Below are 15,786 nucleotides of genomic sequence, written 5' to 3'. Positions count from 1 at the left end.
CGTCAGACCTCTTCGACGCTGCTCGGCTCGCGCCGGGACAGGTCGATGCCGAGCTCCTCCGCAGCGCGGAAGACATCCTCGTCGGTGTCACGCATCTCGATGGACATACCGTCGCTGGACAGCACCTCCACGTTCAGGCAGAGCGACTGCATCTCCTTGATGAGGACCTTGAAGGACTCGGGGATGCCGGGCTCGGGGATGTTCTCGCCCTTGACGATGGCCTCGTAGACCTTCACGCGGCCGGTGACGTCGTCGGACTTGATGGTCAGCAGCTCCTGGAGGGCGTAGGCGGCGCCGTACGCCTCGAGTGCCCACACCTCCATCTCGCCGAACCGCTGGCCACCGAACTGCGCCTTACCACCCAGCGGCTGCTGGGTGATCATCGAGTACGGACCGGTCGAGCGCGCGTGCAGCTTGTCGTCGACCAGGTGGTGCAGCTTCAGGATGTACATGTAGCCGACCGAGATCGGGTCCGGGAACGGCTCACCGGAGCGGCCGTCGAACAGCCGCGCCTTGCCGGACGGGAGCACCATGCGCTCGCCGTCGCGGTTCGGGATGGTGTGCTGCAGCAGACCCGCCAGCTCGTCCTCGCGGGCACCGTCGAAGACCGGGGTCGCGACGTTGGTGCGCGGGGCGACCTGGTCGGCGCCGATGGCCTGCAGACGCTGGGCCCACTCGTCCGCGAGGCCGGAGACGTCCCAGCCGCGGCTGGCGAGCCAGCCGAGGTGGATCTCCAGGACCTGTCCCGGGTTCATTCGGGACGGCACACCCAGCGGGTTGAGGATGATGTCGACCGGGGTGCCGTCCTCCAGGAACGGCATGTCCTCGATCGGCAGGATCTTCGAGATGACACCCTTGTTGCCGTGCCGGCCGGCGAGCTTGTCACCGTCGGTGATCTTGCGCTTCTGCGCGACGTAGACGCGGACCAGCTGGTTCACGCCCGGCGGCAGCTCGTCGCCCTCCTCGCGGTCGAAGACGCGCACACCGATGACCTTGCCGGTCTCGCCGTGCGGCACCTTCAGCGAGGTGTCACGGACCTCACGGGCCTTCTCACCGAAGATCGCGCGCAGCAGGCGCTCCTCGGGGGTCAGCTCGGTCTCACCCTTCGGGGTGACCTTGCCGACGAGGATGTCACCGGCGATGACCTCGGCACCGATGCGGATGATGCCGCGCTCGTCGAGGTCGGCGAGGACCTCCTCGGAGACGTTCGGGATGTCCCGGGTGATCTCCTCGGGACCGAGCTTGGTGTCACGGGCGTCGACCTCGTGCTCCTCGATGTGGATCGAGGAGAGGACGTCGTCCTGCACGAGGCGCTGCGACAGGATGATCGCGTCCTCGTAGTTGTGACCCTCCCACGGCATGAACGCCACGAGCAGGTTCTTGCCGAGGGCCATCTCGCCGTTCTGGGTGGCCGGGCCGTCGGCCAGCACCTGGCCGGTGACGACGCGGTCGCCCTCGTTGACGATGACCTTCTGGTTGACCGAGGTGCCCTGGTTGGACCGGGAGAACTTGGCCAGGCGGTACGTGATGTACGTGCCGTCGTCGTTGGCGGTGGTGATGTAGTCCGCGGAGACCTCCTGGACCACACCGTCCTTCTCGGCCTTGACCACGTCGCCGGCGTCGACCGCGGAGCGGTACTCCATGCCGGTGCCGACGAGCGGGGCCTCGGACTTAATCAGCGGCACGGCCTGACGCATCATGTTCGCGCCCATGAGGGCACGGTTGGCGTCGTCGTGCTCGAGGAAGGGGATCATGGCGGTCGCGACCGACACCATCTGGCGCGGCGAGACGTCCATGTAGTCCACGTCCTCGGGGCCGACGTAGTCGACCTCGCCGCCACGGCGGCGGACCAGCACACGGGCCTCGGCGAACCGCATCTCGTCGTTCAGCGGCGCGTTGGCCTGCGCGATGACGAAGCGGTCCTCCTCGTCGGCGGTCAGGTAGTCGACCTCGTCGGTGACCTGGCCCTCGACGACCTTGCGGTACGGGGTCTCGATGAAACCGAACGCGTTGACCCGGCCGTAGGAGGCGAGCGAGCCGATCAGACCGATGTTCGGGCCTTCCGGCGTCTCGATCGGGCACATGCGGCCGTAGTGCGAGGGGTGCACGTCACGGACCTCGAAGCCGGCCCGCTCACGGGAGAGACCACCCGGGCCGAGGGCGTTCAGACGACGCTTGTGCGTCAGCCCCGACAGCGGGTTGTTCTGGTCCATGAACTGGGACAGCTGCGAGGTGCCGAAGAACTCCTTGATCGACGCCACGACCGGGCGGATGTTGATCAGGGTCTGCGGCGTGATCGCCTCGACGTCCTGGGTGGTCATGCGCTCGCGCACGACACGCTCCATACGGGCGAGACCCGTACGGACCTGGTTCTGGATCAGCTCGCCGACGCTGCGGATGCGGCGGTTGCCGAAGTGGTCGATGTCGTCGGTCTCGACCATGATGGTGCGACCCGACTCGCCGACCGTCTCGGTCTCGCCGGCGTGCAGCTTCACCAGGTACTTGATGGTGGCGATGATGTCGTCGGTGGTGAGCACGCCGGCGTCCAGCGGCTCGTCCGCGCCGAGCTTCTTGTTGACCTTGTAGCGGCCGACCTTGGCGAGGTCGTAGCGCTTGGGGTTGAAGTACAGGTTCTCCAGCAGCGTCTGCGCGGCCTCACGCGTGGGGGGCTCGCCCGGGCGCAGCTTGCGGTAGATGTCGAGCAGCGCGTCGTCCTGGCCCTGGGTGTGGTCCTTCTCCAGGGTGGCGCGCATGGACTCGTAGTCGCCGAACTCCTCGAGGATCTGCTCGGTCGTCCAGCCGAGCGCCTTCAGCAGTACGGTGACCGACTGCTTGCGCTTGCGGTCGATACGCACACCGACCATGTCGCGCTTGTCGATCTCCATCTCCAGCCAGGCACCGCGGGACGGGATGATCTTGGCGGAGAAGATGTCCTTGTCGGACGTCTTGTCGATGGTGGAGTCGAAGTAGACACCGGGGGAACGGACCAGCTGCGACACCACGACACGCTCGGTGCCGTTGATGACGAAGGTGCCCTTGTTCGTCATGAGCGGGAAGTCGCCCATGAAGACGGTCTGGGACTTGATCTCACCGGTCTCGTTGTTGGTGAACTCCGCGGTGACGAAGAGCGGGGCCGCGTACGTGAAGTCGCGCTCCTTGCACTCGTCGATGGAGTTCTTCGGCGGCTCGAAGCGGTGGTCCCGGAACGTCAGGGACATCGACCCGGAGAAGTCCTCGATCGGGGAGATCTCCTCGAAGATCTCCTCCAGACCGGACTTGGTGGGGACGTCCTGACCGTTCTCCAGAGCCTCCTCGACCCGACTCTGCCAAGCGGTGTTGCCGAGCAGCCAGTCGAAGCTCTCGGTCTGCAGCGCGAGCAGGTTCGGAACCTCGAGAGGCTCCTTGATCTTTGCAAAGGAGATGCGCAGCGGGGCGGTGCTGGCGCCGTTGTTCATATTCGCGGTCGAGGCATTGCGCGAGGCGGCCAAGAGGGGGTCCTTCCGAGGGCTCGGACTCACTACGCGCGTACCGGCCCCTCACCCGTACACAGAGACAGAAACCCCAGGTCAAGGGAGCTTTTGTCGTCAGTACTCGAGTGAGGGCAGACCCCTGGTGACGGGCAGGGGACAGCTAACAGGCAGCGCAAAGGGTCAGTGTAGCCACTTGGCACACTGATGTCCAGTGCGGGTTTGTCGAGACCCTCGCTGTGCTCACCACTCTTGTCAACGCCCTCGGCATGCTGCCCTCAACGCACGTTGATACTGCCCTCTTCGCCGTCGATCCATGCCTCGGATTCGGATCCTTGTGACGACGCGTCCTGAGAATTGCGCGCTGCGTGCGGTTCGTCAAGGGCTCCCTTGCGGGAACCGGGGATCCGGAGACACGGCGAAGATCACCTTACCCCTCACGAACTCAGGTGCAAGGTAGCCCAGGCCGGGCCCCGGGGAACGCCGAAGGGCGACCACCCGGATGGATGATCGCCCTTCGGTGCGCTCGCGTTACAGCCCCACGGGGCTGATTTCGGCGCGCAGTCGAGTCCTGCGGACCCGGAAGGTCTTACTTGACCTCGACGGAGGCACCCGCGCCCTTGAGGGCCTCGGCAGCCTTGTCGGCGGCTTCCTTGTTGACCTTCTCGAGGACCGGCTTCGGGGTGCCGTCGACGAGGTCCTTGGCCTCCTTCAGACCCAGGGAGGTCAGCTCACGCACGACCTTGATGACCTGGATCTTCTTGTCGCCGGCGCCGGTGAGGATGACGTCGAACTCGTCCTTCTCCTCGACGGCCTCGGCGGCCGGGGCACCCGGGGCGCCGGCGGCGGCCACGGCGACCGGGGCGGCGGCGGTGACGTCGAACTTCTCCTCGAAGGCCTTCACGAACTCGGAGAGCTCGATGAGGGTCATCTCCTCGAACTGCGCGAGCAGGTCTTCCTGGCTGAGCTTCGCCATGATGGGCGATCCTTCCACTCAAATCGGCAGGTGCCGGATGTACTGGGTGTGGCGGGCGTACGTCGGCCCGCTGCGACCCGTGCCGTCGGCGCGGGTCAGAAAGCGAGCCGAATTACTCGGCACCGCCCTGCTCGGCCTGCTTGGCGCGAAGCGCGTCCACGGTGCGGACGAGCTTCGACGGGAGCGCCTGGAAGAGCGCGGCAGCCTGGGACTGCTTGCCCTTCATGGCACCCGCCAGCTTGCTGAGCAGAACCTCGCGGGACTCGAGGTCCGCAAGCTTCTTGATCTCGTCGGCGGAGAGGGCCTTGCCCTCGAGGACACCGCCCTTGATGACGAGATTGGGGTTGTCCTTGGCGAAGTCACGCAGACCCTTCGCCGACTCCACCGGGTCACCGGTGACGAAGGCGACGGCCGTCGGGCCAGCGAAGAGCTGGTCCTCCAGCGTGATCCCGGCCTCCTTGGCCGCAATCTTGGTCAGCGTGTTCTTCACCACGGCGTACTGGGCGTTCTCACCGAGCGACCGGCGCAGCGTCTTGAGCTGCGCCACGGTGAGACCGCGGTACTCGGTCAGCACGGCGGCGTTGGAGCTGCGGAACTTGTCCGTCAGCTCCGCAACCGCGGCAGCCTTGTCGGGCCTCGCCATAGAGCCTCGGCCTCCTTCCGGGTGATTCGGACCGCGCGGACCCGAAGGAGGACTGGGGAAAACGAAACGCCCCGGCGCAGGCGCACGGGGCGGACTCGACCGGCCGCACACGCGCTCTGCGCGCGCACTCCGGGAGTTCTTCCACTGTCACCTGCGCGGGTCGCCCACTTTTCAGCGGATCCTTCGGCCACCGCACCCTCGTACGAGCGCACGGCAACGACCAGCGGTCTTTGGCTTCTGGAAGAGAGTACGGGACCGGGGCACCGTCGAGCAAATCGGGCCCCGGCCCCCGCGGGGTCAGGAGCTGATGCCGGTGCCGGCCCCGGGAACGCTGGTGGCGGAGCCGCTCGACGCGTTGCCCGAGCCGAGGGTGCCGAGGGACTTCATCAGGTCCTTGAAGTCCTCGGTGTCGCTCGCCGGGGGTGCCTCGGGGGAGACCTTCACGCCGTAGTCGCTGAAGTAGGTGGTGTTGGTCATGGCGCCATACGCCGTGTTGGCCTTCTCGGTCTTCTTGACCAGCAGGTTCTGGTCGTTGATCCAGATGTCGATGGTCTCCGTGGTGATGCCCGTCTTCTCGAGCTGCCGCTTGAGGTCGGCCAGTCGGCCGGCGCTCAGGCTGCCGTTCCTGCGGGCGAAGTCGGCGACGTCGATGGTGCCGGCGTAGTGCGTGGTGCGGACGCCGGAGACCTCCTCCTCGCCGACCTTCTTCACGTCGCGCGAGGCCAGCAGCATCTGCACCGACTGGTTCGGCGTGGTGGTCCGTGCCTGGTCCTGGAGGTTGGGCGTGGCGCCGCCGGTGATCTTGGTGAGGTCCTCGTAGCTGTACCGGATCCAGTGCTTGCCGGTCTGCTGGGCGAACTTGCCGCCCATCTTCGCGTAGACGGCGTCCGGCAGATACCGGGCCTCCGAGGACGGCGTGCCTGCCTTGCGCATGGCCTCGCCGAGCTTGCCGCCGGTGTAGGCGATGGTGAGGTGACCCTTGAGGCCGCCGGCCCAGGACACGGCGCCGTTCGCGTTCAGCGACATCAGGGTGCCCAGGGAAGTGCTGGAGCGCACCGTGACCGACTCGGCCTTGTCGGTGGACTTCTCGGCGCTGCGCAGCACGGCCGCGATGGGGCTGACGTGGATCGTGGTGCCGCCGGCGGCCTTGTCATCCTTGCCGGAGCCCGAGGAGGAGCCGCAGGCCGCCACGGAGGTCAGCGCGGCGACCACCGCTATGGAAAGGGCCGTACGGCGGACGGTCGTGCTCTTCATCTGGTCCCACCCCTATGCCAACTCGTGTGTCCTGCACGGTAACTCAGGCCACTGACAGTCGTATGAAAGCTCGTACAAAGAAAGGACGGGCCCCGCACCTCGAAGGTTGCGGGGCCCGCCCTTTACTCACGCGTACCTGACGCGGCTACCGGGGTGAGCGGACGGCTCAGACGGCGGCCGGGTCCTCCTCGACGAGGAGGTTGCGGGTGCGGTTCGGGTCGACCGGGATGCCGGGGCCCATCGTGGTGGTGATGGCGGCCTTCTTGATGTAGCGACCCTTGGCGGCGGACGGCTTCAGACGGAGGATCTCCTCCAGCGCGGCGCCGTAGTTCTCCACCAGCTTGGCGTCGTCGAAGGACGCCTTGCCGATGATGAAGTGCAGGTTCGAGTGCTTGTCGACGCGGAACTCGATCTTGCCGCCCTTGATGTCGGTGACGGCCTTGGCGACGTCGGGGGTGACGGTGCCGGTCTTCGGGTTCGGCATCAGACCACGCGGGCCGAGGACGCGGCCGAGGCGGCCGACCTTGCCCATGAGGTCCGGGGTGGCGACGACGGCGTCGAAGTCCAGGCGGCCCTTCGAGACCTCGTCGATCAGCTCGTCGGCGCCGACGATGTCGGCGCCCGCGGCACGCGCGGCCTCGGCACGGTCGCCGGTCGCGAAGACCAGGACCCGGGCGGTCTTACCGGTGCCGTGCGGAAGGTTCACGGTGCCACGGACCATCTGGTCGGCCTTGCGCGGGTCGACACCCAGACGGAAGGCGACCTCGACGGTGGAGTCGAACTTGGTCGTGGAGGTCTCCTTGGCGAGACGGACGGCCTCGAGCGGGGCGTACAGCTTCTCCCGGTCGACCTTGGCGTCCGCAGCGCGGAGAGCCTTGCTGCGCTTGCTCACAACTTGCTCCTGTGTGTTCTGAAAGGAGTCGTGGTCCCTGGGCCGAGCAGGCCCTGCCACGTGCGACCGGCTACGGCCGCATGACTGCTAGGGGGGTGGGGGTCAGCCCTCGACCGTGACGCCCATGGAACGCGCGGTACCGGCGATGATCTTCGCGGCGGCGTCCAGGTCGTTCGCGTTCAGGTCGGGCATCTTGGTCTGGGCGATCTCGCGGACCTGCGCCTCGGTGATCTTGGCGACCTTGGTCTTGTGCGGCTCGCCGGAGCCCTTCTCGATGCCCGCGGCCTTGAGGATCATCTTCGCGGCCGGCGGCGTCTTGGTGACGAAGGTGAAGGAGCGGTCCTCGTAGACCGTGATCTCCACCGGGATGACCCAACCGCGCTGCGACTCGGTCGCGGCGTTGTAGGCCTTGCAGAACTCCATGATGTTCACGCCGTGCTGACCCAGCGCGGGGCCGACCGGCGGGGCCGGGTTGGCGGCACCGGCCTGGATCTGGAGCTTGATGAGCCCCGTGACCTTCTTCTTCTTGGGAGGCATAGCTCTCCGGGTCCTTTCATTCGGGTCCATGCCCGCACGAGGATCGCGATCCTGACGCAGGCATACCGCACAACGATAACGGGTATAGATGCGCGGCCAAAAACCGCGCAGGTCAGACCGGCTGAGACAGCCCGCCTGACCTGCGCGGAAGAGCGACGTCCAGAAATGGACTAGTTCTTCTGGATCTGGTCGAAGGACAGCTCGACCGGCGTCTCGCGGCCGAAGATCTCCACCAGGCCCTTGACCTTCTTCGAGTCGGGGTTGATCTCGTTGATGGTCGCCTGCAGCGTGGCGAACGGGCCGTCGGTGACGGTGACCGAGTCGCCGACCTCGAAGTCCAGCACCTGGACCTCGACCTTGCGCTGCGGGGCGGGCTTGCCCTCGGCCTCGGCGGCCTCGCGGGCGGCCTTCTCCTCGGCCTCCGGGGCGAGCATCTTGACGATCTCGTCCAGGGTCAGCGGGTAGGGGTCGTAGGCGTTGCCGACGAAGCCGGTGACACCCGGGGTGTTGCGGACGACACCCCAGGACTCGTTGGTCAGGTCCATGCGGACCAGGACGTAACCCGGCAGCTTGTTCTGCTTGATCGTCTTGCGGTCGCCGTTCTTGATCTGGACGACCTCTTCCTGCGGCACCTCGGCCTGGAAGATGTAGTCCTCGACGTTCAGCGAGACGGCGCGCTGCTCCAGGTTGGTCTTCACGCGGTTCTCGTAACCGGCGTAGGTGTGGATGACGTACCACTCACCGGGCAGCGAGCGCAGTTCCTCGCGCAGGGCCTCGACGGGGTCGACGGGAGCGGCCGGCTCCTCCTCGGCGGCCTCGGCGGCAGCCTCCTCGGCCTCTTCCTCGTCTTCCTCGTCCTCGACGTTCAGGGCAGCCTCTTCGGCCGGCTCCCCCGCCTCGGCCTCGGCAGCCTCGAACTCGTCCTGCTCGTCCGCGCCCTCGACGATGTCGCGCTCGTCGTCCACCATCTCGGCAGCGGTCCCGCGAGGCTCGATGGCGTCGTCGTTCAGGTTCGGGTCAGACACGATGGCTGCTTCTTCCTGGATACATAGGGGTGGAACATGCGAAAACGGGCGCCGGTGCCACGGCGCCCTTCGCTCTTGGCTCAGCCGAAGACGTACTTGGCCGCGTGGTTGAGCCCATAGTCAATCACGGTCACCAGCGCGATCATGATGGCGACGAAGAAGATCACCACGGTGGTGTACGACGTCAGCTGGTTGCGCGTCGGCCAGACGACCTTGCGGAGCTCCGCGATGATCTGGCGGTAGAAGGTGGCGAGGCGCTTCAGCGGGCCCTTCTTGGCGCGCTTGCCGCCCTTGCGGGCCTTCTTCTTCGACTCGAGTGCCTCGTCCTGGGCATCAGGCGTGTCGATGGAGCCCACGGCGTCCGTCATTGTCCTCACCTGGTCCCGGGTCGTGGCCGTGCCGCGCCCGGTTACTGAGCCGCACGGCGGTGCATTGCTGTACGTACATGCGCACACATCCTGGCGGTGTGTGTAGCAGGGCCGGAGGGACTTGAACCCCCAACCGCCGGTTTTGGAGACCGGTGCTCTACCAATTGAGCTACGACCCTTTGTGTGTCCCCCAACGTACCGCATCCGGACGGGTGCGCGGTGTGCACCGGTTTCGGCGGCGGCTGCTGAAGGCCAACGAGGTGAGAGTGTACGTGGTCAACGGCCCGGCGTCGAACAGAAAGTGCCCGTCCGGGGCCGGGTGACCAAAGATCGTCCTGGCCGGAGGCCGGATTCGGACCCGTGTTCACGTCCCGCCCCCTTGCTGTTCAGTCTGTGAAACCCATGTGCCGGGGGGATTTCCGGTCTGGAACGATGGGCTCCATGAGCGCTGCAACCCCACCCACCGAGCGCCGGGTCTCCGCCCGAGTCGGCGCGATCTCCGAGTCCGCCACCCTCGCCGTGGACGCCAAGGCCAAGGCCCTGAAGGCCGCCGGGCGTCCGGTGATCGGCTTCGGCGCCGGTGAGCCCGACTTCCCGACCCCGGACTACATCGTCGAGGCGGCCGTAGAGGCCTGCAAGAACCCGAAGTACCACCGCTACACGCCGGCCGGCGGCCTGCCCGAGCTGAAGGCCGCGATCGCCGCGAAGACCCTGCGCGACTCCGGCTGGGAGCCCGACGTCTCGCAGATCCTCGTCACCAACGGCGGCAAGCAGGCCATCTACGAGGCGTTCGCCGCGATCCTCGACCCGGGCGACGAGGTCATCGTCCCGGCGCCGTACTGGACGACGTACCCGGAGTCGATCCGCCTGGCCGGCGGTGTCCCGGTGGAGGTCGTGGCCGACGAGACGACCGGCTACCGCGTGTCGGTCGAGCAGCTGGAGGCGGCGCGTACGGAGAAGACGAAGGTCGTGCTCTTCGTCTCCCCGTCCAACCCGACCGGCGCGGTGTACTCCGAGGCCGACACCGAGGCGATCGGCCGCTGGGCCCTGGAGCACGGCCTGTGGGTGCTCACCGACGAGATCTACGAGCACCTGGTGTACGGCGACGCGGTGTCCGTGTCGCTGCCGGCGCTGCTGCCCGAGCTGCGCGACAAGTGCATCGTCGTCAACGGTGTGGCCAAGACGTACGCCATGACCGGCTGGCGCGTGGGCTGGGTCATCGGCCCGAAGGACGTCGTCAAGGCCGCGACGAACCTGCAGTCGCACGCCACCTCGAACGTCTCCAACGTGGCCCAGGTGGCCGCCCTGGCCGCCGTCTCCGGTGACCTTCAGGCCGTGGCGCGGATGCGCGAGGCCTTCGACCGGCGCCGCAAGACCATCGTGCGGATGCTCAACGAGATCGACGGCGTGGTGTGCCCCGAGCCCGAGGGCGCGTTCTACGCCTACCCGTCGGTCAAGGCCCTGCTCGGCAAGGAGATCCGCGGCAAGCGGCCGCAGGACACGGTCGAGCTGGCCGCGCTGATCCTGGAGGAGGCCGAGGTCGCGGTCGTCCCGGGCGAGGCCTTCGGCACGCCGGGCTACCTGCGGCTGTCGTACGCGCTCGGCGACGAGGACCTCGTCGAGGGCGTGAGCCGCATCCAGAAGCTGCTGGCGGAGGCCAAGGCCTGAGCGGTCCATCTTTGGACAACCGAGCGGTCCATTTTTGAACAGGAGCACCCGGGAACGTTCCCGGGTGCTCCTGTTCCTTTGTGCGAGCAAGACCACGTAAGGGGAAACGGCTACCGATGTGACAGGTGCGTACGGCAGGATCCTGGGATGGAGCGTGTACGTGATGTCTCTGAACTGCCGAAAGCCCATCTGCACCTGCACTTCACCGGTTCGATGCGGCCGGCGACCGTCCTGGAACTGGCCGACAAGTACGGCGTACATCTGCCCGAGGCCCTGACGGAGGCACTGACCAGCGGCGAACCGCCCAAGCTGCGGGCCACGGACGAGCGGGGCTGGTTCCGTTTCCAGCGGCTGTACGACGCGGCGCGCTCCTGCCTGCGCCGGCCGGAGGACATCCAGCGGCTGGTCCGGGAGGCCGCCGAGGAGGACATAAAGGACGGCTCGGGCTGGCTGGAGATCCAGGTGGACCCGACGTCGTACGCGCCCCGGCTGGGCGGTCTGATCCCCGCGCTGGAGATCATCCTGGACGCCGTGGACACCACGTCCCGGGAGACCGGGCTCGGCATGCGCGTGCTGGTCGCCGCCAACCGCATGAAGCACCCCCTGGACGCCCGTACGCTGGCCCGCCTCGCTGTGCGGTACGCGGACCGGGGCGTGGTCGGCTTCGGGCTCTCCAACGACGAGCGGCGGGGCCTGGCGCGGGACTTCGACCGGGCCTTCCACATCGCGCGCGAGGGCGGTCTGCTGTCGGCCCCGCACGGCGGCGAGCTGACCGGCCCGGCCTCCGTGCGCGACTGCCTGGACGACCTGCACGCCTCGCGGATCGGGCACGGGGTGCGCGCGGCGGAGGACCCGCGGCTGCTGAAGCGGCTGGCCGACCGGGGCGTGACCTGCGAGGTGTGCCCGGCCTCGAACGTGGCGCTCGGCGTGTACGAGAAGCCCGAGGACGTGCCGCTGCGGACGTTCTTCGACGCGGGCGTGCCCATGGCGCTCGGCGCCGACGACCCGCTGCTGTTCGGCTCCCGGCTGGCCGCCCAGTACGAGATCGCCCGGCACGCGCACGGCTTCTCGGACGCCGAACTCGCCGAACTGGCCCGCCAGTCGGTGCGGGGTTCGGCCGCCCCGGAGGACGTCAGGGCGCGGCTGCTGGCCGGCGTGGACGACTGGCTGACCCGCCCGGCCGGCTGAAGCTCTCGCCGGGTCGTACGAAGTGGGCGTAGGGCGGATAGGGCTTGAAGCAGATCATCACCTCTACGGGATGCCCTCCGCCGGGCGGATCGACCAGGTTGAAGAACGATCCCATGTACGCCATATGGCCTTCGCCGACACCCTTCTGATACGGCCCCCGGCCCGCCGCGTGCGCGAGCCAGGTGGCCGTGCCGTCTCGGCGAACACGTCCCGGCTGCCGAAGAGGAAGAACGTACGCGCGTGCGTGGCGTGCCGCAGCTCGTCCCGGACGTCGGCGCGCTCCCTGCGTGCGCGCCAGACGGCGGCGTCCCGCGCGATGCGCGCCTCGTCCGTCCGGACCGTCAGCGGGGTCCCAGCGCGCAGCTTCCGGCGCAGCTCGGGCCACTGGCCGGCGCGCAGTCCGAGCGAGTGGTGGACCAGGACGAGGTCGACCAGCTCGCCGACGCCCTCGTCGGGCGGGACGCCGTCGCGCAGCGGCACGTGGACGATCGTGTGCCGGGAGTAGGCGGCGAAGGAGAACAGGCCCGCCAGCCGGCTGAGTCCGTCGTGGTCGCCGAGCAGCAGCCCGATGGGGTCGGGGGCGCGCAGCGAGGTGTGGCGCAGGATCTGCCGGGGCTGGACGACCCGGTGTTCGTGCGGGCCGGTGCGGGGCCGGAACTCGCGCAGCCTCAGCCGCATACGGCCATGGTCCCGATGGTGTTCGTCATGCGCCCAGCGTGATGCTCACGCCGAGGCCGGTGCAACGGAGATTCCGCCCAGCAGCGTCCGCGCGAGCCGCGCGGCGAACTCGTCGACCGACGGCCGCTCCCCCGTGCCGGTCGCGTCGTAGGCGAACGCGCGCTGCGCGCAGGCGCCCAGCAGCAGGGAGGCGGCCGCGAAGGTGTCGGCGTCGGAGCGGACGCGGCCGACGGCCTGCTCGGCGCGCAGGTAGGCGTCCAGGTCCTGGATGGGCCGGTGCGGGCCGGAGCCGAGCGTGCGCAGCGCGTCGTCGTGGCGGCGCTTGAGCTGGGTCTCGGCGTACAGGGAGGCCGCGATCGGGAAGCTCTGCTCGTAGAAGAGGGCGGCCTGGCGGGCGATCTCGGTGAGGTTGCCCTCCAGTGTGCCCTGGCCCGGTTCGGCGGCGAGGCTGTTGAGCAGGGGGGTGAGCCGGGGCAGCCGCTCGGCGAGCACCCGCACGAACAGCTCCTCCTTGCTGTCGAAGTACTTGTAGAGGGCCGCTTCGGAGCAGCCGGCCGCGCGGGCGATCTCCTTGGTGGTGGCGCGGGCGAGTCCGACGGTGAGCATGAGCTCGTGGGCGGCGTCGAGGATGCGGACACGCGCCGGCTTCGGCTCCATGGGCGTCCAATCGGGCTTGACGGGTGAGTGAGTGCTTACCCACTCTAGAGGGCAGCAGGGGTGAGTGAATACTCACCCACCAGTCCCGAGTACGGGAGCACACATGAATCTCACCGTTTTCGGCGCCACCGGCGGCATCGGCCGGGAGCTCGTGCGTCAGGCACTCGGCTCCGGCCACCGGGTGACGGCCGTGGTCCGCGATCCGGCCCGGCTCGACGTCACCGGGGACGCGCTGGAGGTGGTCCGCGCCGACCTCACCGACCCCGAGGAGCTGCGCACCGCCGTCAGGGGCCGGGACGCGGTCCTCTCCGGCCTGGGCGCGCGCAGCCGCAAGGACGCCGGGGTGGCCACCCGGCTGACCCGTACGGTCCTGCGCGCCATGGAGGCGGAGGGCGTACGGCGGCTGCTCGTGGTCAGCGCCGGTCCCGTCGGCCCCGACCCCGCGGGCGACGGCGCCCTGGACCGTGCGATGCGCGGCCTGGTGTCGGCCGTCCTGAAGGACGTCTACACCGACCTGCGCGGGATGGAGGCCGAGCTGGCCCGCAGCGGCACGGACTGGACGTCCGTACGGCCGCCGCGCCTGCAGAACAAGCCGGTCACCGGCAGTTACCGCACGGTCGTCGGCGGCTTCCCGCGCAAGGGCCGCTTCATCGCGCGCGCCGACGTGGCGCACGCGATGCTGGCGATGATCGACGACGCGGGGACGGTGAAGCAGGGGGTGGGGGTGGCGTACTAGACCGCGCGGAGGCCCACGCTGCCGTCGGGGTCCTGTCGGCCCTACAGGCTGACGCCGACCGTCACCGGCTCGTTGACGAGGGTGATCCCGAAGGCCTCGCGGACGCCGGCGACCACCTCGCGGGCCAGGGCCAGCAGGTCCTCGGTGGTGGCGGCGCCCCGGTTGGTGAGGGCGAGGGTGTGCTTGGTGGAGATGCGGGCCGGTCCGGTGCCGTAGCCCTTGGTGAAGCCCGCCTTGTCGATCAGCCAGGCCGCGGAGGTCTTCGTACGGCCCTCCCCCGCCGGGTAGGCGGGCGGCTCGACGCCGTCGCCCAGCCGCTCGCGCACGCGCGCGTGGAACGCGGCGAACTGCTCGTCGGTGAGGATCGGGTTGGTGAAGAAGGACCCGGCGGACCAGGTGTCGTGGTCCTCGGCGTCGAGCACCATGCCTTTCCCGGCGCGCAGCTTGAGCACGGTCTCGCGGGCGGCGGCCAGCGGCACCCGGTCTCCCGGCTCGACGCCGAGCGCGCGGGCCGCCTCGGCGTACTTCACGGGCGCGGAGAGCCCGCCCGCGTCCTCCAGCGCGAAGCGGACGCGCAGCACGACGTAGCGCTCGGGGTCGGCCTTGAAGCGGCTGTGGCGGTACGAGAAGGCGCACTCCTCGTTCGTCAGCGCGACGGTCTCGCCGGCGCGCCGGTCGTAGGCGATGACCTCGGTGATGGTGGAGGAGACCTCCTGGCCGTAGGCGCCCACGTTCTGGATCGGCGTGGCGCCCGCGGACCCGGGGATGCCGGCCAGGCACTCGATGCCGGCGAGCCCCGCCTCGACCGTGCGGGCGACGGCGTCCGTCCACACCTCGCCGGCCGCGAGCTCCAGCGTCGTACCGCGCAGCTCGACGCCGCGCGTGGCGATGCGCAGGGCGGTGCCCTCGAAGCCCTTGTCGCCGATGACCAGGTTCGATCCACCGCCGATGACCAGCAGCGGCGTCCCGCTGTCGTCGGCCTCACGGACGGCGGCGATCACCTCGGCGTCGGTCACCGCGGTGACCAGCCGCGTCGCGGGACCGCCCAGCCGGAAGGTGGTCAGCGGGGCAAGAGGGGCGTCGTGGAGTACCTGCACGGGCCCAAGACTACGAGACGCCTCCGACAGCCCCGCATCCACGCGGACGGCGGACACGAGGCGGTGCGGGGAGGCGGTGGGGGGAGGCGGTTGCGCGCCACGCCTGGCACAGATACGCGCGCGTGGCCTCCTCTCGAAGGCCACGCGCGCGCAGGCGACGTACCGCGATTGCCGGCCGGCGGGCTACCTGAGCCGCCGCTCCGCCTCCTCCCAGCTCACCGGCAACTCGTCGCCGGAGGTCTGCCAGGTGGCGAACGCGACGTCGCGCATCTGGGCGGCCAGTCCGCGGGAGGTGGGCCGGTGGGCACCGGAGTGGGCGAAAGCCTTCAGCGCGTCGGCCGACTCCCAGGCGGACAGCGTCCAGAAGGTCCGCCGCAGAGGCTGTGCCTTGAGGGAGGCTCCGTAGGCGCCGGGCGCCTTGCCGACCTGCCGCCACACGGCCGGGGTGCGGGCGAGGAAGCGGAGGGCGCCCCACAGGGAGTGGGTCTCGAAGCGCGAGGCGAAGACGTGCACCTCGGTGCCCTGGGGCGGGGTGTTCGGCACGATCCAGGGAAGAGCGGGCATCGCGAACTCCTTGCGACGAGGGTGGCGAGGTTCCGG

At 69.0% G+C, this 15,786-nt stretch carries 14 protein-coding genes, 1 tRNA gene and 1 pseudogene; 3 read left to right on the top strand and 13 right to left on the bottom strand.

The genetic code is table 11. From position 1 onward, the window contains the following. Positions 1–2 precede the first annotated feature (2 nt). The 9 genes from rpoB to ACQPXS_RS27480 all read right to left on the bottom strand — a co-directional run bounded on the left by rpoB (position 3) and on the right by ACQPXS_RS27480 (position 9,341). Positions 3–3,488: a DNA-directed RNA polymerase subunit beta gene (rpoB, locus tag ACQPXS_RS27520; RefSeq protein ID WP_351802209.1), complete on the bottom strand. Its 3,486-nt coding sequence runs from the start codon at positions 3,486–3,488 to the stop codon at positions 3–5. A gap of 568 nt (positions 3,489–4,056) precedes the next feature. Continuing rightward, positions 4,057–4,443, bottom strand: coding sequence for a 50S ribosomal protein L7/L12 (gene rplL / locus ACQPXS_RS27515; RefSeq protein WP_055706209.1), 387 nt, complete (start codon positions 4,441–4,443; stop codon positions 4,057–4,059). Between the two features lie 112 nt (positions 4,444–4,555). Further along, complete coding sequence (gene rplJ, locus ACQPXS_RS27510) at positions 4,556–5,086, bottom strand: 50S ribosomal protein L10 (RefSeq protein WP_055706208.1); 531 nt, start codon at positions 5,084–5,086, stop codon at positions 4,556–4,558. Between the two features lie 297 nt (positions 5,087–5,383). Then, positions 5,384–6,340 carry a hypothetical protein gene (locus ACQPXS_RS27505; protein ID WP_433451918.1) on the bottom strand — a complete coding sequence of 319 codons (957 nt, stop codon included), beginning with the start codon at positions 6,338–6,340 and terminating at the stop codon, positions 5,384–5,386. A 166-nt stretch (positions 6,341–6,506) separates the two neighbouring features. Further along, complete coding sequence (gene rplA / locus ACQPXS_RS27500) at positions 6,507–7,232, bottom strand: 50S ribosomal protein L1 (protein ID WP_351802214.1); 726 nt, start codon at positions 7,230–7,232, stop codon at positions 6,507–6,509. A 102-nt stretch (positions 7,233–7,334) separates the two neighbouring features. After that, positions 7,335–7,769, bottom strand: a complete 435-nt coding sequence (rplK, locus tag ACQPXS_RS27495) for a 50S ribosomal protein L11 (protein ID WP_023547415.1) — start codon at positions 7,767–7,769, stop codon at positions 7,335–7,337. A 170-nt stretch (positions 7,770–7,939) separates the two neighbouring features. After that, positions 7,940–8,794 carry a transcription termination/antitermination protein NusG gene (gene nusG, locus ACQPXS_RS27490; protein ID WP_351802216.1) on the bottom strand — a complete coding sequence of 285 codons (855 nt, stop codon included), beginning with the start codon at positions 8,792–8,794 and terminating at the stop codon, positions 7,940–7,942. Between the two features lie 80 nt (positions 8,795–8,874). Beyond that, positions 8,875–9,162, bottom strand: a complete 288-nt coding sequence (secE, locus tag ACQPXS_RS27485) for a preprotein translocase subunit SecE (RefSeq protein ID WP_023547417.1) — start codon at positions 9,160–9,162, stop codon at positions 8,875–8,877. Between the two features lie 106 nt (positions 9,163–9,268). After that, a tRNA-Trp gene (locus tag ACQPXS_RS27480) sits at positions 9,269–9,341 on the bottom strand. Between the two features lie 262 nt (positions 9,342–9,603). On the opposite strand from ACQPXS_RS27480, the gene ACQPXS_RS27475 reads away from it, so the two are divergent. Beyond that, positions 9,604–10,830 carry a pyridoxal phosphate-dependent aminotransferase gene (locus tag ACQPXS_RS27475; protein ID WP_356302307.1) on the top strand — a complete coding sequence of 409 codons (1,227 nt, stop codon included), beginning with the start codon at positions 9,604–9,606 and terminating at the stop codon, positions 10,828–10,830. Positions 10,831–10,977: 147 nt separating this feature from the next. After that, on the top strand, positions 10,978–12,018 hold the full coding sequence (locus ACQPXS_RS27470; protein ID WP_365332571.1) for an adenosine deaminase: 1,041 nt from the start codon (positions 10,978–10,980) through the stop codon (positions 12,016–12,018). On the opposite strand, the pseudogene ACQPXS_RS27465 reads toward ACQPXS_RS27470, so the two are convergent. Continuing rightward, a pseudogene (locus tag ACQPXS_RS27465) lies at positions 11,963–12,696 on the bottom strand (hypothetical protein). The gene ACQPXS_RS27470 and the pseudogene ACQPXS_RS27465 overlap by 56 nt on opposite strands. 45 nt (positions 12,697–12,741) lie before the next feature. Continuing rightward, positions 12,742–13,353 (bottom strand): TetR/AcrR family transcriptional regulator, encoded by a 612-nt coding sequence (locus tag ACQPXS_RS27460; RefSeq protein ID WP_433451916.1) that lies wholly within the window; start codon positions 13,351–13,353, stop codon positions 12,742–12,744. Between the two features lie 103 nt (positions 13,354–13,456). Between ACQPXS_RS27460 and ACQPXS_RS27455 the strand changes: the two genes are divergently transcribed. Next, a complete protein-coding gene (locus ACQPXS_RS27455; RefSeq protein ID WP_433451914.1) occupies positions 13,457–14,089 on the top strand; it encodes an NAD(P)-dependent oxidoreductase in 633 nt (210 codons plus the stop codon). A 41-nt stretch (positions 14,090–14,130) separates the two neighbouring features. On the opposite strand, the gene ACQPXS_RS27450 is transcribed toward ACQPXS_RS27455, so the two are convergent. Together ACQPXS_RS27450 and ACQPXS_RS27445 are read right to left on the bottom strand one after the other, a co-directional pair. Beyond that, a complete protein-coding gene (locus tag ACQPXS_RS27450; RefSeq protein ID WP_433455966.1) occupies positions 14,131–15,216 on the bottom strand; it encodes a UDP-N-acetylmuramate dehydrogenase in 1,086 nt (361 codons plus the stop codon). Between the two features lie 153 nt (positions 15,217–15,369). Continuing rightward, positions 15,370–15,750, bottom strand: a complete 381-nt coding sequence (locus tag ACQPXS_RS27445; RefSeq protein WP_351802229.1) for a DUF3291 domain-containing protein — start codon at positions 15,748–15,750, stop codon at positions 15,370–15,372. Positions 15,751–15,786 lie beyond the last annotated feature (36 nt).

Origin of the sequence: Streptomyces sp. CA-142005 (genome assembly GCF_050942335.1) — a bacterium.
GTDB lineage: Bacteria > Actinomycetota > Actinomycetes > Streptomycetales > Streptomycetaceae > Streptomyces.
Note: the sequence above shows the minus strand (reverse complement) of the source record. Positions and strands in the feature narration are given on the sequence as shown.